The organism is Bradyrhizobium sp. WYCCWR 12699 (assembly GCF_032144035.1).
GTDB lineage: Bacteria > Pseudomonadota > Alphaproteobacteria > Rhizobiales > Xanthobacteraceae > Bradyrhizobium.
In genome coordinates this window covers 427,011-445,778 of record NZ_JAVTJN010000036.1, presented here as the reverse complement: position 1 = coordinate 445,778, position 18,768 = coordinate 427,011, and the positions used below count along the sequence as shown (strand labels likewise).

At 64.8% G+C, this 18,768-nt stretch carries 18 protein-coding genes; 9 read left to right on the top strand and 9 right to left on the bottom strand.

Annotation, left to right across the window (positions count from 1 at the left end; translation table 11 throughout):
• Positions 1–28: 28 nt before the first annotated feature.
• The 4 genes from ppx to RPS27_RS26950 all read right to left on the bottom strand — a co-directional run bounded on the left by ppx (position 29) and on the right by RPS27_RS26950 (position 5,250).
• Entirely contained in the window at positions 29–1,531 is a 1,503-nt protein-coding gene (gene ppx, locus RPS27_RS26965; protein ID WP_212066628.1) for an exopolyphosphatase, read from the bottom strand.
• Between the two features lie 15 nt (positions 1,532–1,546).
• Positions 1,547–3,739: an RNA degradosome polyphosphate kinase gene (locus tag RPS27_RS26960; RefSeq protein ID WP_212066630.1), complete on the bottom strand. Its 2,193-nt coding sequence runs from the start codon at positions 3,737–3,739 to the stop codon at positions 1,547–1,549.
• Positions 3,740–3,896: 157 nt separating this feature from the next.
• On the bottom strand, positions 3,897–4,574 hold the full coding sequence (locus RPS27_RS26955) for a DnaA ATPase domain-containing protein (protein WP_212066142.1): 678 nt from the start codon (positions 4,572–4,574) through the stop codon (positions 3,897–3,899).
• Positions 4,575–4,707: 133 nt separating this feature from the next.
• Entirely contained in the window at positions 4,708–5,250 is a 543-nt protein-coding gene (locus RPS27_RS26950) for a CDP-alcohol phosphatidyltransferase family protein (RefSeq protein WP_025035876.1), read from the bottom strand.
• Between the two features lie 157 nt (positions 5,251–5,407).
• On the opposite strand from RPS27_RS26950, the gene purM reads away from it, so the two are divergent.
• Positions 5,408–6,481, top strand: coding sequence for a phosphoribosylformylglycinamidine cyclo-ligase (gene purM, locus RPS27_RS26945; RefSeq protein ID WP_211417335.1), 1,074 nt, complete (start codon positions 5,408–5,410; stop codon positions 6,479–6,481).
• 14 nt (positions 6,482–6,495) lie between these two features.
• Entirely contained in the window at positions 6,496–7,149 is a 654-nt protein-coding gene (purN, locus tag RPS27_RS26940) for a phosphoribosylglycinamide formyltransferase (RefSeq protein WP_194402425.1), read from the top strand.
• 93 nt (positions 7,150–7,242) lie between these two features.
• Here the strand turns inward: purN and RPS27_RS26935 are convergent, their stop codons facing one another.
• The gene (locus RPS27_RS26935; RefSeq protein WP_018645416.1) at positions 7,243–7,449 is read right to left on the bottom strand and encodes a cold-shock protein; all 207 of its coding nucleotides are present in this window, start codon (positions 7,447–7,449) and stop codon (positions 7,243–7,245) included.
• A 370-nt stretch (positions 7,450–7,819) separates the two neighbouring features.
• Between RPS27_RS26935 and RPS27_RS26930 the strand changes: the two genes are divergently transcribed.
• A complete protein-coding gene (locus tag RPS27_RS26930) occupies positions 7,820–8,977 on the top strand; it encodes an autotransporter outer membrane beta-barrel domain-containing protein (RefSeq protein WP_212066143.1) in 1,158 nt (385 codons plus the stop codon).
• A 21-nt stretch (positions 8,978–8,998) separates the two neighbouring features.
• Here RPS27_RS26930 and RPS27_RS26925 read toward each other — a convergent pair whose 3' ends face one another.
• Entirely contained in the window at positions 8,999–10,039 is a 1,041-nt protein-coding gene (locus tag RPS27_RS26925; RefSeq protein ID WP_212066145.1) for a LysR family transcriptional regulator, read from the bottom strand.
• Positions 10,040–10,109: 70 nt separating this feature from the next.
• Here RPS27_RS26925 and RPS27_RS26920 point away from each other — a divergent pair, with 70 nt between their 5' ends.
• The 5 genes from RPS27_RS26920 (at position 10,110) to RPS27_RS26900 (ending at position 13,722) form a co-directional block, all read left to right on the top strand.
• A complete protein-coding gene (locus RPS27_RS26920) occupies positions 10,110–10,727 on the top strand; it encodes a hypothetical protein (protein ID WP_212066147.1) in 618 nt (205 codons plus the stop codon).
• On the top strand, positions 10,714–11,334 hold the full coding sequence (locus tag RPS27_RS26915; protein WP_212066149.1) for a GNAT family N-acetyltransferase: 621 nt from the start codon (positions 10,714–10,716) through the stop codon (positions 11,332–11,334). The genes RPS27_RS26920 and RPS27_RS26915 overlap by 14 nt, the downstream gene beginning before the upstream one ends.
• 25 nt (positions 11,335–11,359) lie before the next feature.
• Positions 11,360–11,923: an isochorismatase family protein gene (locus RPS27_RS26910; protein WP_211417330.1), complete on the top strand. Its 564-nt coding sequence runs from the start codon at positions 11,360–11,362 to the stop codon at positions 11,921–11,923.
• A gap of 30 nt (positions 11,924–11,953) precedes the next feature.
• Positions 11,954–12,124, top strand: coding sequence for a hypothetical protein (locus RPS27_RS26905; protein ID WP_164718707.1), 171 nt, complete (start codon positions 11,954–11,956; stop codon positions 12,122–12,124).
• 215 nt (positions 12,125–12,339) lie between these two features.
• Positions 12,340–13,722 carry an aspartate aminotransferase family protein gene (locus RPS27_RS26900; RefSeq protein ID WP_194402419.1) on the top strand — a complete coding sequence of 461 codons (1,383 nt, stop codon included), beginning with the start codon at positions 12,340–12,342 and terminating at the stop codon, positions 13,720–13,722.
• 133 nt (positions 13,723–13,855) lie between these two features.
• Here RPS27_RS26900 and rnd read toward each other — a convergent pair whose 3' ends face one another.
• Complete coding sequence (gene rnd / locus RPS27_RS26895) at positions 13,856–15,004, bottom strand: ribonuclease D (protein WP_211417328.1); 1,149 nt, start codon at positions 15,002–15,004, stop codon at positions 13,856–13,858.
• Between the two features lie 353 nt (positions 15,005–15,357).
• Positions 15,358–16,257, bottom strand: a complete 900-nt coding sequence (locus RPS27_RS26890) for a LysR family transcriptional regulator (RefSeq protein ID WP_212066153.1) — start codon at positions 16,255–16,257, stop codon at positions 15,358–15,360.
• A 103-nt stretch (positions 16,258–16,360) separates the two neighbouring features.
• Between RPS27_RS26890 and RPS27_RS26885 the strand changes: the two genes are divergently transcribed.
• On the top strand, positions 16,361–17,350 hold the full coding sequence (locus RPS27_RS26885; RefSeq protein ID WP_212066155.1) for a zinc-dependent alcohol dehydrogenase family protein: 990 nt from the start codon (positions 16,361–16,363) through the stop codon (positions 17,348–17,350).
• Positions 17,351–17,424: 74 nt separating this feature from the next.
• Here RPS27_RS26885 and RPS27_RS26880 read toward each other — a convergent pair whose 3' ends face one another.
• Complete coding sequence (locus RPS27_RS26880) at positions 17,425–18,759, bottom strand: ABC transporter substrate-binding protein (RefSeq protein ID WP_212066157.1); 1,335 nt, start codon at positions 18,757–18,759, stop codon at positions 17,425–17,427.
• Positions 18,760–18,768: the final 9 nt, after the last annotated feature.

Sequence of the window (18,768 nt, the reverse complement as noted above, 5' to 3'; positions counted from 1 at the left end):
CCGTTCGCTCGCCGCGCTGTTCGGTTGGTCAGCGCCGCACGATCGAGCCGGCGCGATTGATCAAGCGGGCGAGCTGGCGGAAACGGCTGCCGACGCGGTCGGCGACGAGGTCGCCGAGGCGGTGCTCGAACACGAGCATCAGTTTACGTCCCTGGCTCCGGAAGTGCGTGGCCGGCAGCACGCCGGGGCGCGCTGCCGAGATCAGATGCGCGACGCGGAACGCAGCGCCCAAGAGGCGCGCGCGTTCGAGCTGCGCCGGCGTCAGCAATTCCTGCATCGTGACCGGCGGCTGGTTTTCCTCGCTCAGACCCGCATAGCGATAGAACACCGACAGGCCGACGAAGGCGCGCTCGGTGTGGGTGATCGCGCCGAAATTGCCGTTGACGACGAGGCTCAGCGTCTGCTCGCCGCGGTGATCGGGATGCACGCGCCAGCCGATGTCGGACAAGAGGCACGCGGTGTGGCGCAGCCGCCGGTCCTCCGCGGTCTCGCGCAGCTTGACCACGCGCGCGAGGCGATCGGTCCAGGCGATCAGCTCGTGGGCGTGCTTGGCCGAGCGTGACAGCAACCGGTTCAGCTCTTCCGCGGCGCAGATCAGGCCGTCCTTGTTGCGTTCCCCCTCGGGCAGCTTCTCGTGCAGCAAGCCCTCGCGCACGCCGAAGGTCGAGAACACGATGGTCTTCGGCTTCGCCACGCGGATGATGTGCTCGAGCACCAGCGCCGCATAGGTGAGGAGCGGGCGGCGCGCGTCCGCGACGCTCTCGATGTCGGCGAGCATGTCCGCGGCCGCCAGGCGCCGCAGCCTGCGGGAGAAGTCGAGCGCTTCAGCCGCGGACAGCGAATAGCCGTGCATCACCTGGAGCGGATAGCCGCTCTGGATGATGTGGATCCGGGCGAGGGCGCGCCAGGTGCCGCCGACCGCGTAGAAGGTGCGGCCGCGACCCGCCGTGAGCTGCGGCACCTCGTCGAGCTCCTCCCGCACGATGCGATCGGCGCGCTTGAGCGATTTGTGCGCGAGATCCTGCAGCGCGAGCCCGCCGAGCGGCAGCGTCACGCCGCTGCGCACGCTGTTCTTGCGCACGTCGATCAGTTCGAGCGAGCCGCCGCCGAGGTCGCCGACGATGCCGTCGGGATGATGGATGCCGGAGATCACGCCGAGCGCCGACAGCCGCGCCTCGCGCGGGCCTGACAGGATCTCGATCTTCACGGCGCAGATGCGCTCGGCCTTCGCGATGAAATCGGGGCCGTTGGAGGCGTCGCGGCAGGCCGCGGTCGCGATCGCGAAGACGCGGCCGACCTGCATGACGCGGCACAACGCGCGAAAGCGCTTGAGCGAGGTCAGCGCCTTGTCGACGGCGTCAGGGGCGAGCAGGCCGGTGCTCTGCACCTCGCGCCCGAGACCGCACAACGTCTTTTCGTTGAAGATCGGGATGAGGCTCCGCGTCAGTCCCTCGTAGACGACGAGACGGACCGAATTGGAACCGATATCGATGACCGCGACGCTCGAGCCGCGCTTGCGCGGCCGCTTCACGTCGGACATCCCCGATCAGGATTGATGGCGTTCGTTCCGGCGCGTGAGACGACGCGGCGAGGATTCCTTGAGCGACTTTCCACGGCCAGACAGACTCGGATTTGTCATGAAGTAGTTGTGGACGTTGAAAGGCTCCTCGCCCTTCGCGGTCTTCATACGCGTTGAAGACCCATCCGGCAACAATTGCCAGCTCTGCTCATTGTCCTTGAGGTTGGCGACCATGATCTGTTCGAGAACCTGCTGATGCACCGTCGGATTTTGCAGCGGACACAGCACCTCGACGCGGCGGTCGAGGTTGCGCGGCATCATGTCGGCGGACGAGATATACACAGCCGCTTTGGCGCTCGGCAGACCCTGGCCCATGCCGAAACAGTAGATTCGGCCGTGTTCCAGGAAGCGCCCGATGATCGACTTGACGCGGATGTTCTCGGACAGGCCGGGAATGCCAGGGCGCAGGCAGCAGATACCGCGCACCACGAGCTCGACCTGCACGCCGGCCTGGGAGGCCTCGTAGAGCGCGTCGATGATGTCGGGATCGACCAGCGCATTCATCTTCATCCAGACCGCACCGTGGCGGCCGTGCCGCGCATGCGCGGTCTCGCCCTGGATGTGCTCGATGATGCGCTTGCGCAGGGTGAGCGGCGACACCGCCATCTTTTCCAGATCGCTCGGCGCGGCATAGCCGGTGATGAAATTGAACACGCGCGCGGCATCGCGGCCGATGGTCGGATCGGAGGTGAAGTAGGAGAGATCGGTGTAGATGCGCGCGGTGACGGGGTGATAGTTGCCGGTGCCGGTATGGACATAGGTGGTGAGGCTGCCGCCCTCGCGGCGCACCACCATCGAGAGCTTGGCGTGCGTCTTCAGCTCGAGGAAGCCGTAAACGACCTGCACGCCGGCGCGTTCGAGGTCGCGCGCCCAGCGGATGTTGGCTTCCTCGTCGAAGCGCGCCTTCAGCTCGATCAGCGCCGTGACCGATTTTCCGGCCTCGGCGGCTTCGGCGAGCGTGCGCACGATCGGCGAGTTGTTGGAGGTGCGGTAGAGCGTCTGCTTGATCGCGACGACGTCGGGGTCGCGCGCGGCCTGCTGCAGGAACTGCACCACGACGTCGAAGGATTCGTAGGGGTGATGGACGACGAGGTCCTTCTGACGGATCGCGGCAAAGATGTCGCCGCCATGCTCGCGCACGCGCTCGGGATGTCGCGGCACGTAAGGGGTGAATTCGAGGTCGGGGCGGTCGAGGCGGGTGAGCTGCGAGAGCTCGTTCATCGCCTGCACGCCGTCGACCAGGAAGACCTCGTCGTCGGCGGCCGAGAGTGCGTGCTGGACGAAGCTGCGCAGCTGCTCCGGCATCTTGGCGTCGATCTCGAGCCGGATCACCGACCCGCGGCGGCGGCGCTTCAGCGCGGTCTCGAACAGGCGGACGAGGTCTTCCGCCTCTTCCTCGATTTCGAGTTCGGAGTCGCGGATGATCCGGAAGGCGCCCTGGCCGTGCAGATTGTAGCCGGGGAACAGGCGGTTGATGAACAGGGCGGTGGCCTGCTCCAGCGAGATCAGCCGAACGGTCTTGCCCTCGGCCGGCAGGCGGATGAAGCGGTCGATCTTGCCGGGCATGCGGATCAGCGCGTTCATCTGCCTGCCGTCGGCGGCGCGCGTGAGCTGGAGCGCGATGGTGAAGCCGAGGCTCGGGATGAACGGGAAGGGGTGCGCCGGGTCGATCGCCAGCGGCGTCAGCAGCGGGAACACGTTGTTGAGGAAGTAGTCCTCGATCCAGGTCCGTTCCGCCTTGGTGACGTCCTTGCCGTCCACCAGCACGATGCCGACATCGGCCAGCGTGCCGCGCAGGTCGCGCCAGATCGCCTGCTGGTCGGAGGCGAGTTCGGAGACGGTGCGATTGATCAGGGCGAGCTGCTCGGATGGCGTCAGGCCGTCGGGGCTGCGTTCGGCGATGCCCTCGCGGATCTGCGCCTTGATGCCGGCGACCCGGACCATGAAGAACTCGTCGAGATTATTCGCGGAAATCGACAGGAATCGCACCCGCTCGAGCATGGGGTGGCTGGGATTGACCGATTCCTCCAGGACGCGGCGGTTGAAATGCAGCCAGGAGAGCTCGCGATTAATGAACCGTTCGGGGCTCGATGCGATCGCCGGCGGGCCTTCGGCTTCCGGGGCTTTTTCTTTAGTTTCAATAGCTTGCGCAGAGTCCATCAGAAGCCGGTCCATCCTGTCTCGCCTCACTTTGCGATCTATGCGCAAAACCTGCGGGAGCATGTGTTAGAGCGATGACGTTTCGATGACATTGATGTTCCGCCGCTTGGCGGCGTCAAGCGGGCTTCGTCCGGCCGTGGTGCGGGGTAGACCGGGGTCAGGCGTCCCGGAGCAGCTCGGCGGCCAGCGCCCTGGTGACGGGGCGGCCGAGCCGCAGGGCCTCGCTGTCGAGCAGTTCCACGGCCTGGCGGGCCGCGGCCGAGGACCGCTCCAGGCGGGTGGCGAGGTAGCCGACCACGCTCTCGTCCACATTGAGCTGGCGGTCGGCGCAGAATTTGACGATCAGGCCGCGGAAGAGCTGGTCGTCGGGGGGCAGCAGCGTGACAACAGGCACCGCGCGCAGGCGCGAGCGCAGGTCGCGAAGCTCGATCTCCAGCGCCGCCGGCACCTCGCGTCCGGTGAACAGCACATAGGCGCCGTCCTCGCGGGCGAGGTTCATCAGGTGGAAGAGGGCGCGTTCGTCGAAGTCCTTGGCCCTGTTATCCTCGACCACCAGCGCGCCGGTGGCGAGCGCGCCCGGAACGCCTGCGGCCGTCAGGGCGTTGGCGACGGTCGAGCGTGCCCCCGACATTTCGGCCCAGATCGCCGCGAGGTGGCTCTTGCCGCTGCCTTCCGGGCCGGCCAGCCACATGATCCGGTTCGGCCATTCCGGCCAGCGTTCGATCAGGGCCAGACCAGCCGCGTTGGCGGGGCCTTCAAGGAAATTGTCCCGGCTGAGGCTCTCCGCATGCGGAAGCGAAAACGCCAATTGTCGGGGATGGACGCGGCCTGCCACGCTTGCTTTGCTCCATGCCGGCGTGCCGGCCCGTTTGAAGAATGCGACTTGATCGAGCGGAGTTGGCCTTTTGCGCGGCCGCTTCTCCTCTCACTTGGTCTGCTCTTACTTGGCCACTCTTACTTGGCCACTCTTACTTGGCCTCGATCGTGCTCATGTGCCGCAGCCACTCGACGAGATAGAGCGACACCGAGGAGAGCGTGAAGACCGTGACGAGGCCCATCAGGATGATATCATAAGGGGCCGGCTTGAAGCCGAAGGCAAGCGCCGCCAGCACCAGCGCCGCGAACGCCACTTGCGCAACGGTGTTGAGCTTGGACACTTTCGACGGCTTCATCTCGACGGGCCGGTCGAACAGCCAGGACACGATCACGGCGGCGACGATCATGATGTCGCGCGAGACCACCAGGATCACGATCCAGCGCGGAATCGCCCCCCAGATCCCCAGCGCCATGTAGATCGAGACCAGCAGGGCCTTGTCCGCGAGCGGATCGAGCAGGGCGCCGAGTTCGCTCGTCATGTTGAAGCGCTTGGCCAGGAAGCCGTCCACGGCATCGCTGATACCGGCGATCAGGAAGACGGCGAACGCGACCTCCATTTGGCTCGACACGATGGCCCAGACGATGATCGGGACCAGCATGATGCGGCCCAGGGTAATGATGTTCGGAATACTCACGAAAGCGCTTCCCGGCACCCGGTCTGACCTCGAATCCGGCCTCTCGGGAGGCTGAACCGGTTGATATCTCTACATAGTATATGGCGGTGCGCCATGCGAGCCATTGCGCGTCCCCGGAATTCGACGTAACCAGCCGCAAACCCACTGGAAATCGGGCATGACCGACCGCAAAAACGGCCTCACTTACGCCGATTCAGGCGTCGATATCGACGCGGGCAACCGCCTGGTCGATCTGATCAAGCCGATGGTGCGCGCCACGGCGCGGCCCGGCGCCGACGCCGAGATCGGCGGCTTCGGCGGGCTGTTCGACCTCAAGGCGGCCGGTTTCAAGGACCCCGTCCTGGTGGCCGCGACCGACGGTGTCGGCACCAAGGTCAAGATCGCCATCGAGACCGGGCTGCATGGCGGGATCGGCATCGACCTCGTCGCCATGAGCGTCAACGACCTCGTGGTGCAGGGCGCCGAGCCGCTGTTCTTCCTGGACTATTTCGCCTGCGGCAAGCTCGACCCCGAGGCCACGGCCTCGATCGTCGCGGGCGTCGCGGAAGGCTGCCGCGAATCCGGCTGCGCGCTGATCGGCGGCGAGACCGCCGAGATGCCAGGCCTCTACAAGGACGGCGATTACGATCTCGGCGGCTTTGCCGTCGGTGCCGCCGAGCGTGGTACGCTGTTGCCGCGCAAGGACATCGCGGCGGGCGATGCGGTGATCGGCCTCGCCTCGTCGGGTGTGCATTCCAACGGCTTCTCACTGGTCCGCAAGATCGTGGAACAATCGGGCCTCGGCTTTGCCGCACCGGCGCCGTTCGCCCCGGTCATGACGCTCGGCGGCGCGCTGCTGACGCCGACCAAGCTCTACGTCAAATCCTGCCTGCGGGCGATCCGCGAGACCGGCGCGGTGAAGGGCCTTGCCCACATCACCGGCGGCGGTTTTACCGACAACATCCCGCGGGTGCTGCCGAACGGCCTCGGCGTCGGCATTGATCTGGCGCGCCTGCCGGTGCTGCCGGTGTTCAAATGGCTGGCAGCGCAGGCCGGCATCGCCGAGCTGGAGATGCTGCGCACCTTTAATTGCGGCATCGGCATGATCGCGATCGTCGAGCCCGACAAGGTCGAGCAGGTCATGCAGGTCTTTACCGAGGCCGGCGAGACGGTGGCGCAACTCGGCACGGTGATCCCGGCCGACGGCGAGCACCGCGTCGTCTATAACGGCCATCTCGACATGGCATTGTGATGACTGGCGCTGTGATGAAGCGCCGCGTCGCCATCCTGATCTCCGGCCGCGGTTCCAACATGGCCGCGCTGATCAAGGCCGCAAGCGCGGCGGATTTCCCGGCCGAGATCTCGCTTGTCATCTCGAACAAGGCCGATGCGCTCGGGCTCGAACGTGCCAAAGCGGCCGGCGTGAATACGCTGGTGATCGAGAGCAAGCCGTTCGGCAAGGACCGCGCCGGCTTCGAGAAGGTGTTGCAGGCCGCCCTCGACCAGCACGGCATCGAGCTGATTTGCCTCGGCGGCTTCATGCGCCTGTTCACGGCCGAGTTCACGAGGGCCTGGTACGGGCGGATGCTCAACATCCATCCCTCGCTGCTGCCGTCCTTCCCCGGCCTCGATCCACACGGCCAGGCCTTGCGCGCCGGCGTCAAGCTGTCTGGCGCGACGGTGCACTTCGTGATCCCCGAGACCGATGCCGGCCCGATCGTGATGCAGGGCGCGGTTCCCGTCAGCGACCACGACACGGGGGATACGCTGTCCGAGCGCATCCTCGAAGTCGAACACCGCATCTACCCTGAGGCGCTGCGGCTGCTTGCGACCGGCAAGGTCCGGATCGAGGGCGATGTGTGCAGGACGGAAGGAAGCGGGCCGTCGGAGAATTTTCTGGTTGCGCCGGTGGTGCGCTGAAGCGCTGTCCTCGCGGCGGTTCTTTCCAAACGAAATCCCCCGGCGGAGCCGGGGGCAACGTCATGATCTCTCGCATGTCGGTCTTGAGAGAAATCAGGAGACCTTGAGGTTCTCCGCGGAGGCTTTGCCGCGGTTCTCCACGAGGTCGTATTCAACCACCTGGTTTTCGTTGAGGGTGGAGAGTCCGGCACGCTCGACGGCGGAGATGTGGACGAAGACGTCCTTGTCGCCGCCATTCGGCTTGATGAACCCATAGCCCTTGGTCGGGTTGAACCATTTGACGGTGCCCTTTTGCGGCATCGCTAGTCTCCTCCACTAGGTATAAAAAAGACGCGGCCGCTGTTTCGCGTGCCACGCCACAAACGGGCTTCCGAAGTCTGTTCGAGTCTCAACGTCGCGAAACGCACAGCGAGCGGCCAATTCCGATTGTGTCCAATATTGCAACATGAAAATCGCGCGTTAGCAAGCAGTGCGCGAATTTCAAGGGCGGGCAGGGCGTGCCGCCCTGCAATTTCCGACCTGTGGCCGCGGAACCACAATCGAGGCAATAGCCTCGGTGACAGCGTGCTCAGCGGTTGACCCTCCGCAGCAGTTCGGCACAAATCGCGACATGCGCGCGCCGCGCGTGTTGCATTTTTGCGCGCCGCCTTTTGCTTCGGGATTTGTCGTCATGTGCTGCACATCGCAGCCCTCCGGGACACGGCAGACGATCGGGCTGGACCGCGTCCGCAGGGTCGCGGCCGCGATCGCGGTGGCGTTTGCGCTTGTCCTGATGATGTCGGCGACCGCGCCGGTCTTCGCGCAAAGCCCGACGCCGACGCCGACCCCGACACCCACGCCGTCACCGACCCCGATGCCGTCACCGACGGCGACCAATTACGACCAGTCGGTCGGCAACAGCGCGCTCAATCTCGGCTCCAACTTCCTGGAGCGGCTCGGCAACCAGGCTTCGGGCGGTTTCAACCGGGCGTCCCGCACCAATCCCGGCGGCGGCGGCGCGTCGGCGAGCACGGAAGATCCGCGCTATCGCACCTGGTTCGAGGGCTACGGCATCTCTGTGCGCTCCGACGCACAAGGCGACTTTGTCGGCGACAAGCGCAAGACGGCCGGCGGCGTCGCCGGCTTCGGCGCGCGCGTGGCACCGGGTGTCAATCTCGGCTTCTCCGTCGACCAGAGCCATACCGACATCGACGTGCCGCTGGCGCTGCAGTCGGCGACGCTCGACCTGACGCAAATCGGCATCAACGGTTCGGTCGACAAGGGCCCGTGGACCTGGGCCTTTGCCGTGGTGCACGGCTTCGGCAAGGTCCGCTCCAGCCGCGACACCGGCGTCGGCCTTGCGACTGCGGGCTATCGCGCCGCGATCGACGGCGCACTGACCGAGATCAGCTATTACTGGACCAAGGACCAGATGCGTATCGTGCCGAAGGGGGCGCTGGAATATGTGCGCGCCACCAGTGCGGCGTTCCAGGAGACCGGCGGCCTCGACCCGCTGAACGTCGGCTCGACCGCGCTCTCACGCGCGCGCGTGATGATCGGGGCCGAGATCGGCCGCTACTTCATCATCGACCAGAAGATCCTCGACCTGTCCGCCTACGGCAAATTCGTCGACAATTTCCATCAGGATCTCGGATCGATCCAGGTCAGCCTGGGAACCCAGAGCATCGTCGTTCCCGGCATCGGCGAGAGCCGCTACGGCGCGGATGCCGGAGCCTCGGCTTCGCTCAGCCTGACCAACGTGGCGCGGCTCTACGTCAATTACGACGGCAAGTTTCGCAGCTTGCTGACGTCGCACCAGGGCACGTTCGGTTTCGAATACAAATGGTGAGCGGAAAGCTCGCCTGGCTGTTCAGGCCGGCGTCGCCGCGACATATCCCGTCAGGCCAAAACCCTCCCGCGCGGCCGTCATCATCGGCACCAGCGCGTTCGGATGGATGAACTCGTCGCGGAAGCAGGGATAGGCCTTGGGATCGAAGATCTTCTTCAGCCAGTCGACCACGATCTTGTGGCGCTCGGAGGTTCGGAACTCCTTGTGATAGGTGAGCCAGAGATCGGCGTGGTGGCTGACGCCGAGATCGACGGCGACCAGCGGCGCGCCAAGCGCGATCGAGACCGTCGGCAGGAAGCCGATGCCGGCGCCTCGTTCGACGGCGTATAGAACGCCGACCGAGGAATTGGTCTTGATCCCGACGATACCCTCCAGCGACTTCAATCCGAGCACACGGGCATAGGCGCCGTCGTCGACCTGCGGTGCGCTCTGCTTGATGATGCGGTGGTTCTTCAGCTCCGCAAGGGTCGCGGGCACACCGTAGAGGTTTTCGTATTCCTTGGAGACGAAGGGATAGATGTGGAGACGGCCGAGCTTGGCGACGATCAAATCGGGATTGGTCGGCGGCTCGAGCTGGATCGCGATGTCAGATTCAAGCCGTGCGACGTCGGCCTGCTCCATCGCGCAGCGCAGGTCGACGGTGATCCTGCGGTAGGTCTTCTGGAAGTCGATCAGTCGTGGCAGGATCCAGAAATTGCCGGGGCCCTCCGTCACCGCGACGCGCACGATGCCCGAGGTGTCGTTCGACGACCGCGACGCGCGCCGGAAGACGTTGAAGGCATGACGCTCCATATGCGCAACGTCGGCGATCATCGCGGTGCCTTCATCGCTGAGCGTGAGCCCGCTCTGGTCGCGCAGGAACAGCTTGCAGCCGATGCTCTCTTCGAGCCGGTCGACCCGGCGCATCAGCGTGGTCGAGGTGAGCCCGAGCTCCTCGGCGGCATTGCGAAAACTTTTATACTTTGCGCACGCTAAAAACAGTTTCAAATCGTCCCAGGACGCATCCAGGGCTTCTTCACGGTGCTGCATCATCGCAGCACCCCGGTGCAATAACTGCTGCATACTCCTGATCCCCAGCCGCTAAGCTCGATGGCATAGCGGGGCACGAAGCCTCGAACGATAGAGGCGTGACATGGGTATGGAAAGGGGCTCGTTTGCCGCAAGGCATGATTTCGATGCCTTGCCGCTGAGCGCGGACGTCGATGTCCGCTGCGCGCAATTTTCCGAAATTTCCGCACTTGCGCAGATGGCGCACCGGATGGTGCCGGGCGTGCGGATCGGGACAGAAGAGCTTGCGCGATACTTCACGTTCGATCCCCAGAGCATCCTGACATTCAGCCGAAAGGGCCAGTTCGTCGGCGGTATGGCCTTCCTGTTCCTCAACGACCGCGGGCACGATGCGCTGCTGCTCGACGAGATCTGCCTCACTGCGCCTGAGACGCACTATCTCGCTTCCGCGAAGGAAGAGGTCGCCGCCATCTACATCTGGGCGATCGCGGCGACGGGGCGCGGCATCGCTGGTCTCGGCAAGGCGGCTGCACACCTGCGACAGCTAAGGTTTCGCGGCGCGGATTGCTATGCGCAGCCGTCAACGGTGGCAGGACGCGACATCATGAAGGCGACCGGCTTCGCGCCGGTCCCGAGTTTCCAGCCCGACCTCTGGTGCTACGAGCGGCCCTGGCATCGGCAACCCATGCGTATGGCGGGCCCGATCATTCAAGCAAGGAGTTTTGCAGATGCACGGTACTAGGATTCCCGTCGCCAAGCCCTGTTCCCGCGCCATCACCATCCGCCTTGCGCGCGATCCAAACGATCTCATGCTGGTCACCGCCATTCGTTCCGCGGTCTATCTCGCCGAGCAGGATTGTCCCTTCGAGGAGGAGTTCGACGGCAACGACATGGTCGCGGCGCACTTCATCGGCTTCGTCGGCAACGAACCTGCGGGCTGTCTGCGGGTGCGCTTCTTCGGCGATTTCGCCAAGGTGGAGCGGCTCGCGGTGCGTCACCAATACCGGCGCTCGCGCGTCTCGTTCAAGCTGGTGCAGGCCAGTGTCGACTACGTGAAGCGCAAGGGATTTCGCAAGATCTACGGTCAGGCGCAGGACAGGCTGGTCGACTTCTGGGCGCATTTCGGCGCCAAGCCGCTCGGCCATAATCGCAAGATCACGTTCTCGGATTTTTCCTACACGGAGATGCTGTTGGAGATCGAGCCGGGCCCGGACGCGATCACGCTGGACAGCGATCCCTATGTGATCATCCGTCCCGAGGGCGATTGGGACCGGCCGGGCGTGCTCGACGCCTCGGCGGGGCGGGCGGTGACCTCACCGCTGCGGGACCTCGCGCCCGCCGACCGCTGAAATTGGTGCAGCCTGGCGCAAGACAATGCTGGCTTCCATCCACGACGATCCGCCGCTCTTGGTCTGTGCGGATCTTCAGGTCGAATATCTGACCCCCGGGCGTCGCCATGTCATCCTCGACGGCGACGCAGCGACCGCACGCTGCCTGGAACTGTTGATGCTTTGGCGCGGCAATCTGTGGCCCGTGATGCATCTGAAGCGTATTGCGCAGGCCGCGTGGTTCAATCCGGCATCAAGGCTGACCGATTGGATTGCGGAGATGAAGCCGCGGCCGGGCGAGCTGACGTTCGAGCATCCGCTCCCGTCCGCCTACAGCTCGTCGCGGTTTGTGGACTACATGTCCAATATCCGCAATGTCCGCTGCATTCTGATCGGTTTTTCCCTCGACGAGACCATCCTGGCCACCGCCGCCGACGGGTTTCACCGCAGCCATCGCTATCAGGTCGTCGCCGACGCCGTTGCTTGCCGGCAGCCGGCCACGGGCGATGCCGCCGCCTATAAGCATGCGGTAGTGAATGTCATCGGGAATTTTGCTACAATCCAGTCCAGCGCCGAACTGATCAGAACCAGCGGCGCCGTTGCGGTGTAGGCGGCCGCGACCGGCGGATGGGGTGAGAGATTGTCACGGGGAGACGAGCTCAAGGAGCTGGCGAGCGACCTGTCGCATGCCGCCGAGAAGGCGCGCAGGCTTGGCCTGCCGACGACGGTCTATCTGCTTTCGATGGCGCTGGTGGAGGTGAGGGAAGCCGCAGCCGGCGCCGACGACGGGCATGACGACGACGCGGCGTGAGAGCTGGCCCAGCGGCTCTCCGACCCGCGGTCTTGTGACGTGCCCTTCCGTGATGCGCGGCTTTGTCATCTGCGGCTTTGTGCAACGCTGCTGAGCGCTTGCTGCCGACGAATTGGCGTTGCAAGTTCTGCGCTGTCGCAATAGCCAAGGTACTCGATCATCGAGTGATGACGCCGGCTATGCCTGCGACGTGACGCTTTCAAGGATCTCTAGCAATGTCCATGCTGCCCAATTCGCAAGAGGCCCGGGATGTGGCCTATCAGCTCCATCCCTACACCAACGCGCGCACGCATCAGCAGGCCGGTCCCCTGGTGATCGAACGCGGTGATGGTCCTTACGTCTTCGATGCATCGGGCAAGCGCTATTTCGAGGCGATGGCCGGTCTATGGAGCGTCGGGCTCGGCTTCAACGAGAAGCGGCTGGTCGAGGCCGCATACAAGCAGATGCAGGCGCTGCCATTCTATCACACGTTCTCCGCCAAATCGCACGGGCCCTCGATCGACCTCGCCGAGAAACTGGTGGCGCTTGCGCCTGTGCCGATGAGCAAGGTGTTCTTCACCAATTCCGGCTCGGAAGCCAACGACACCGTGTTGAAGCTGATCGCCTATCGCTCCAACGCGCTCGGCCAGCCGCAGCGCAAGAAGGTGATCAGCCGGATGCGCGCCTATCACGGCGTCACCATTGCGTCGGCCAGCCTCACGGGCCTGCCGAACAATCACCGCTCGTTCGACCTGCCGCTGCCGAACATCCTGCACACGGGCTCGCCGCATTTCTACAAGGACGGCGCTGCCGGCGAGAGCGAGGAGGCGTTTGCGACGCGCCGGGCGGAGGAGCTCGATGCCCTGATCCAGAAGGAGGGACCCGATACGATCGCGGCGTTCTTCGGCGAGCCGGTGATGGGGGCAGGCGGCGTCATCGTGCCGCCGGCGACCTATTGGGACAAGATCCAGGCGGTCCTGAAGAAGTACGACATCCTGCTGGTCGCCGACGAAGTGATCTGCGGCTTCGGCCGCACCGGCAAGATGTTCGGCTGCGAGACCTACGGCATCAAGCCGGACGTGCTCGTGGTCTCCAAGCAGATCACCTCGAGCTATTTCCCGTTCTCGGCGATCATCATGAACGACCGCATGTTCGAGCCGATCGCGGACGAGAGCAACAAGATCGGCGTGCTCGGCCACGGCTTCACCGCGGGCGGCCATCCGGTCGGCTCGGCGATCGCGCTGGAGAATCTGAAGATCATCGAGGAGCGCGGCCTGGTCGCGCATGCCGCCGAACTCGGTGCCTATATGCAAGGCAAGCTGCGCGAGCTCACCAGCCATCCGCTGGTCGGCGAGGTCCGCGGCGTCGGCATGATCGCGGCGATCGAGCTCGTGCTGGACAAGGGCCGCAAGACGGCCGCCAGCACGCCCGGCGCGGTCGGCGGCATCGCCAGCCGCATGCTCCAGGAGCGCGGCGTGATCTCGCGCAACATGCTGGATGCGATCGCGATCTGCCCGCCGTTGATCGTCAACAAGTCCCACATCGACGATCTGGTCGCAGCGATTACCGGCGTGCTGAACGACATGAAGCCGGAAGTGGCCAAGCTGACGCCGGCGTAAGCCGAGCCACGGCCTCAAATTCCGTCATTGCGAGCGCAGCGAAGCAATCCAGAATCCCTCATCGGAAACAGTCTGGATTGCTTCGGCGCTAGAGCTCCTCGCAATGACAGTGGAGAGGCGGTGCGGCTGACCGTTACGCCCGCTGAACTCCGATCACGCGGCCTTTCTCGACCGCCAGCGCCAGCTCGCCGCGCTTCAGCTTCAGCGCGGCGTCACCGAACAGCTCGCGGCGCCAGCCGCGCAGGGCGGGGACGTCGGCCTCGTCGTCGGCTGCGATCTCTTCGAGGTCGTCGACCGTCGCGATCACCTTGCTGGCGACCGCATGCTTCTCGGCGGTCATGCGCAGCAGCACCTTCAGGAGCTCGACGATGGCCGCGCCATTGTTGTTGTTGCGCGGCTTCTCCAGCTTCGGCAGGGTCGCAAAGTCCCGGGCCAGGCCGCGCTCGACCGCGGCGACGATGTCCGCGCCCCATTTGGATTTCTCGAACCCCTTCGGCACCGAGCGCAGATGGGCGAGTTTCTCCAGCGTGGTCGGCGCGTGGGTCGCAATGTCGGTGACCGCCTCGTCGCGCAGCACGCGGCCGCGCGGCACGTCACGGCTCTGCGCCTCCTGCTCGCGCCAGGCGGCGACCTCCATGAGGACGGCGAGATCCTTCGGCTTGCGCACGCGCGTCTTCAGCCGCTCCCAGGCGCGCTCGGGGTGGAAGTCGTAGGTTCTGGGGGAGGTGAGGACCTCCATCTCGATGGAGACCCATTCGCTGCGGCGGCGCTTCTTGAGATCGGCGTCGAGCGCTGCGAACACGTCGCGCAAATGGGTGACGTCGGACACCGCGTAATGCATCTGCTCCTTGGTCAGCGGCCGGCGCGACCAGTCGGTGAAGCGGTGGGTCTTGTCCGGGCGGTGGCCGGTGACCTTCTCGACAAGCGCGTCGTAGGCGATGCTGTCGCCGTAACCGAGCACCATCGCGGCGACCTGGGTGTCGAACACCGGGTGCGGGATGATGTTGGCCTGATGCCAGATGATCTCGATGTCCTGACGGGCGGCGTGGAAGACCTTCAGCACGCTCTCATTGGCCATCAGCTCGAAGAACGGCTTGAGGTCGATGCCGGCGGCCAGGGTATCGATGACGATGGCTTCCTCGGCGCTGGCCATCTGCACCACGCACAGCAGCGGGTAATAGGTGGTCTCGCGCAGGAACTCGGTATCGACGGTAATGACGGGGTGCTTGGCCAGCCGGCTGCAGGCAGCCGCGAGGTCAGCGGTGGTGGTAATTAAATCCATGAACGGCCCATGACACTTGATATCAGCCGTTCTGCCGAAAGTGCTGTGATGTCAAGGGGCTCGATGCGAATTCGAGCCTTGCATTCGGTCCGGAATCGTCTTTTTCCGACGAAATTCCTATTCGTAGCGGACCCGGTGCGAGGATTTGCGGGCGCAGGGCAGCGCCACCACGACCACGCACATGCCGACCAGCGCCAGCCCCAGGAACTCGAAAACCAACAGATCCACGGCGAAATCTCCAGAAACATTGATAGATTTGTCGGGGGCGCGTTGAGGGTCTGTTAATTGCGATGGTTACCGGCGGTGCGACGGGCCGGATGGTGGACGGGGGGTTAATGGGGGCGAGGGCGCCATCACGTCATCAGCTTCGGCAGGGCGGCTGCCAGCACGTCGACCGCCACGCGAAGCTTTGGCGGCATCCGGGGCGAACGTGGCCATAGCGCGTGGCAGTCGTACAGGAATTCCGGCTGGCCATTGAACAAACCGACAAGAATGCCGGCGTTCAGGCGTTCGCGGACTAGCCAGTAAGGCAACCAGGCGAGCCCCATGCCCTGCGCAGCGGCATCGGCGATCGCCTCCAGATCGTCGAACCGCAGTCTGCCGGCGGGCATGATCTCGCGCGGAGGCCCGCTTTGCTGCGGAAACAGCCACGGCCGGACGCGGCCGGAGCGGCGATAGATGACCGCCTGGTGCGCGGCAAGATCGTCGATCGATTTCGGTTTGCCGTTGGCGCGCAAATACGAACGCGCGCTGCATACCACCATGCGCTGGCTTGCGATGCGCCGCGTGATCAGGCCGGATTGGTCATCGAGATCACCGGTTCGGATCGCAAGATCATAGCCGCCCTCCACGATATCTGCGATCGGGTCGCCGAAGGAAAGATCGAGCTCGAGATGCGGATGTCTTCGCGCCAGTTTCGTCAGCACGGGCGCGACGCAGTGCCGTCCGAGCAGGGCCGGCATGGTCACGCGCAGCCTGCCGCGCGGCTCGGACAGCTCGTCGGCAACAACGGCATCGGCCGCTTCAGCCTCGCTGAGCACGGCACGGCAGCGCTCGTAATAGGCCTCTCCCGCCTCGGTCAGGCTCTGGCGACGCGTGGTGCGGTTGAGCAGACGGACGCCGATGCGATCTTCGAGGAAACGTACATGCTTGCCGACCATCGGGCCGGATATCTCGAAGGCGTCGGCGGCGGCTGCAAACGAGCCGAGATCGGCGGCCTTGACGAACACGGCCATGCTGGTCAGGCGATCCATGATTAAAAACTCCTGGTTTCGGCTGTTCGTTTGGTTGGACGGTTTATCGGCTTCGCTGGGACTGGCATAGCTCCATTCGGTTCAACTGTTTTGGAGTATATTCATGCCGCGCGCCGTTCGCTTTCATCAGCATGGTGGCCCCGAAGTCCTGCGCATCGAGACCGTCGGGGTTGCGCCGCCGGCAAGGAACGAGGTGCAGATCCGGGTCAAGGCGCTGGGTCTCAATCGCGCCGAAGCGCTGTTGCGGCGGGGGACCTATATCGAGACCGCAAGCTTTCCGTCCGGCCTCGGGCTGGAGGCTGCAGGGATCGTCGAGGCCGTCGGAGAGGATGTGGCCAACTTGGCGCCTGGCGGCGCCGTCAGCATCGTGCCGCCGATATCGATGGTGCGATGGCCGGCCTATGCGGAGCTTGCGAACTTTCCCGCCGCACTCGTCGTGCGGCATCCGCCCGAGCTCGGCTTCGAGGCGGCCGCGGCGGTGTGGATGCAGTATCTGACGGCATACGGAGCGCTGGTCGACATCGCCGGACTTGGACGAGGGGACGTCGTCGCGATCACGGCGGCGTCGAGCAGTGTCGGACTTGCCGCCATTCAGATCGCGAAGCGGATCGGCGCTGTCCCGGTTGGCCTGACACGGACCTCGGCCAAACGGCAGGCCTTGCTAGACGTCGGCGCGGCCCAGGTTGTCGTCACGGAGGAAGAGGACATCCGCGCACAGCTTGCGGACATCGCCGGCGCAAATGGCGTGCGGGTCGTGTTTGACGCGGTTGGTGGCCCCGCCTTCGAGCCGCTGACTGCGGCCCTGTCGCCGGGCGGCATTTTGATCGAATATGGCGGGCTGAGCCCTGAGCCGACGCCGTTTCCTCTGTTCAACGTCCTCGGCAAGAGCCTGACGCTGCGGGGCTATCTCGTGCACGAGATCGTCCGCGATCCCAAGCGGCTTGCGCCCGCGAAGGCATTCATCCTCGGTGGGCTCTCGGACGGCACGTTGAAGCCGATCATCGCCAGGACGTTCCGGTTTGAGGAGATCGTCGAGGCGCATCGCTTCCTGGAGTCGAACACGCAGTTCGGCAAGATCGTTGTGACGATCTGAGCTGGCGTCCCTTCAGAAACGACTTCGGCGCCCCGCACCGCGGAGCGCCGAACGTGGGGGCAATATCGGCGGCCCTACGGCAGCTTTAGCGACGTCTCCGCATTGTAAGGCTTCAGCGTTTCGTCGGCGGCCTTCTGCGCCGCAGCCAACGCTTCCTTGGGCTGCTTCTTGCCGTTGAGGACCAGCATCACCTCGTCTTCGAGGTTCTTGCGCACCGGCACGGTCTTGTAGGTCGCGAACCACGGCTTGGCGACGTCGAGCTGCTCGACGGCGGTCTTGGCGTCGGGGTTCTTGTTCAGGAAGTCGACCATGTCAGGCGTCTTGTACGCCGCCATGTTGGGCGCGAAATAGCCGGTGGCGCGGCTCCACCAGCCGCTCTTCTCGGGCGAGGTCATCCACTTGATCAGCGTCCAGGCGGCCTTTTGCTTCTCGGCTTCGAGACCGGCCGGAACGATCAGCGAGGCGCCGCCGATCGGCACGGCGTTGCGGACGTTGCGCGGGATGAAGGCGACCTTGTAGTTGAACTTGGCGTTGTCGCGCACATAGGTGAGCGAGCCCGTCGACAGCATCATCATCGCGGCATTGCCGGAGATGAACGCGGTGCTGACGGCAGGTCCGGGCGTTGCGCCGGGCGGATGCACCTTGTGCTTGGTGACGAGGTCGTTCCACCAGGAGAGCGCCCCCAGCATCGATGGCGTGTCGTAATAGACCTCGCCGCCGAACTCCTCGTTGTAATAGCGCCCGCCATTGCTCATGGTGAGCGTTTCCATCATCCAGCCGCAATAGTCGTAGGCGCAGGGAATCTCGATGCCCCATTGGGTCACCTTGTCGCCCTCGCGCTTGGTCAGCTTCTTGGCCCAGTCGGTGAGCTCGGCCCAGGTCTGCGGCGGCTGGCTCGGATCGAGGCCCGCTTCCTTGGCCTTGTCGGCGTTGATGTAGAGCAGCGGCGTCGAATTGTGGAACGGCACGCCATAGACCGAGCGGTTGATCACCGCGTTGCCCTGCAGCGCCCGGAAGAACTGGCCCAGAAACTTTTCCTTGGTGGTGCCGTCGGCCTTGATCAGCGCATCGAGATTGGTGAGCTCGTTCTCGATCTGCATGTCGAGCAGGAAGTTGGCGGACATGATGACCGCGGACGGCGGCTTGCCGGCCTTGATCGCGGCGCGCGTCTTGATCAGCGTGTCGTCATAGGAGCCGGTGTAGACCGCGGTCGCCTTGATCTCAGGGTGGGTCTCGTTGAACTCCTTGATCAGGGTGCCCATGTCGCGGGCGAGCTTGCCGTCGACGGGGACTGGGAAGAACAGATCGATCTCGGTCGGGCCTTCGCCGGCGAGAGCGGGAAAGGCGAGGGCGCTTGCCAAAGAGCCTGCCGTGGCAAGGCCCAGCATGAGCCTGCGGGAGAACAGCATCGGAAAATC

Excerpts from the sequence above, each read along its gene's own strand:
- RPS27_RS26890 (WP_212066153.1), bottom strand. The coding sequence starts at position 16,257 with ATGGATCGCCTGACCAGCATGGCCGTGTTCGTCAAGGCCGCCGATCTC.
- RPS27_RS26935 (WP_018645416.1), bottom strand. The coding sequence starts at position 7,449 with ATGCCGCAAAAGGGCACCGTCAAATGGTTCAACCCGACCAAGGGCTAT.
- RPS27_RS26930 (WP_212066143.1), top strand. The coding sequence starts at position 7,820 with ATGTGCTGCACATCGCAGCCCTCCGGGACACGGCAGACGATCGGGCTG.
- RPS27_RS26880 (WP_212066157.1), bottom strand. The coding sequence starts at position 18,759 with ATGCTGTTCTCCCGCAGGCTCATGCTGGGCCTTGCCACGGCAGGCTCT.
- RPS27_RS26900 (WP_194402419.1), top strand. The coding sequence starts at position 12,340 with ATGTCCATGCTGCCCAATTCGCAAGAGGCCCGGGATGTGGCCTATCAG.
- RPS27_RS26960 (WP_212066630.1), bottom strand. The coding sequence starts at position 3,739 with ATGGACTCTGCGCAAGCTATTGAAACTAAAGAAAAAGCCCCGGAAGCC.
- RPS27_RS26925 (WP_212066145.1), bottom strand. The coding sequence starts at position 10,039 with ATGCAGCAGTTATTGCACCGGGGTGCTGCGATGATGCAGCACCGTGAA.
- purN (WP_194402425.1), top strand. The coding sequence starts at position 6,496 with ATGAAGCGCCGCGTCGCCATCCTGATCTCCGGCCGCGGTTCCAACATG.
- RPS27_RS26920 (WP_212066147.1), top strand. The coding sequence starts at position 10,110 with ATGGGTATGGAAAGGGGCTCGTTTGCCGCAAGGCATGATTTCGATGCC.
- RPS27_RS26885 (WP_212066155.1), top strand. The coding sequence starts at position 16,361 with ATGCCGCGCGCCGTTCGCTTTCATCAGCATGGTGGCCCCGAAGTCCTG.
- RPS27_RS26910 (WP_211417330.1), top strand. The coding sequence starts at position 11,360 with ATGCTGGCTTCCATCCACGACGATCCGCCGCTCTTGGTCTGTGCGGAT.
- purM (WP_211417335.1), top strand. The coding sequence starts at position 5,408 with ATGACCGACCGCAAAAACGGCCTCACTTACGCCGATTCAGGCGTCGAT.
- RPS27_RS26915 (WP_212066149.1), top strand. The coding sequence starts at position 10,714 with ATGCACGGTACTAGGATTCCCGTCGCCAAGCCCTGTTCCCGCGCCATC.
- rnd (WP_211417328.1), bottom strand. The coding sequence starts at position 15,004 with ATGGATTTAATTACCACCACCGCTGACCTCGCGGCTGCCTGCAGCCGG.